The sequence below is a fragment of the Streptomyces sp. SID12501 genome (assembly GCF_010550245.1).
GTDB lineage: Bacteria > Actinomycetota > Actinomycetes > Streptomycetales > Streptomycetaceae > Streptomyces.
In genome coordinates, this window is record NZ_JAAGLU010000434.1 from 1 (window position 1) to 510 (window position 510).

Annotated in this window: 1 protein-coding gene; it reads right to left on the reverse strand. The window is 75.5% G+C overall.

All coding sequences use genetic code 11. The annotated features are described in order from the left end of the window. A partial coding sequence (locus tag G3I71_RS46625; RefSeq protein ID WP_343243300.1) for a DJ-1/PfpI family protein occupies positions 1-458 on the reverse strand: 458 nt, incomplete at its 3' end. Between the last annotated feature and the right edge of the window lie 52 nt (positions 459-510).

Here is a 510-nt window from a genome sequence, read left to right on the forward strand (position 1 = left end):
AATTCGGGGGCGAGGTTCCAGTGGGTCGTCGCGGGCCGGCCGTCGAGGAGCCCGGCGGCGGCGAGCACGTAGGAGCCGCTGCAGATGGAGACCAGGCGGGTGCCGGGGCGGATGCCGGCGATGGCCGCGGCCACCTCGGGCGGCAGCGGCCCGCCGAGGGCCAGCTCGGGCATCGCGTGGGTGGGCGGGATGATCACGGTGTCGGCGGCGGCGAGGGCCTCGGGCCCGGCGGCGGGTTGGATGGCGAAGCCGGAGTCGCTGGTCACCGGGCCGCCGTCGGCGGTGCACACGACGACCTCGTACAGGTCGGCGCCGTGCTCGTCCACGGCGCTGCCGAAGACCCGGGAGGGAATGCCCAGCTCGAACGGCGGGAAGCCGGGCAGGGCGAGGACGGCGACCAGGTGCCGGCCGTCCGCCCCGCTCCGGCCGGTCGGTGCCGCGAGGTGCGCGGATTGCACGGGTTCGGTCGGTTTCGTCGGTTCCGTACGTGCCTCGCTCATGGCCAGATCC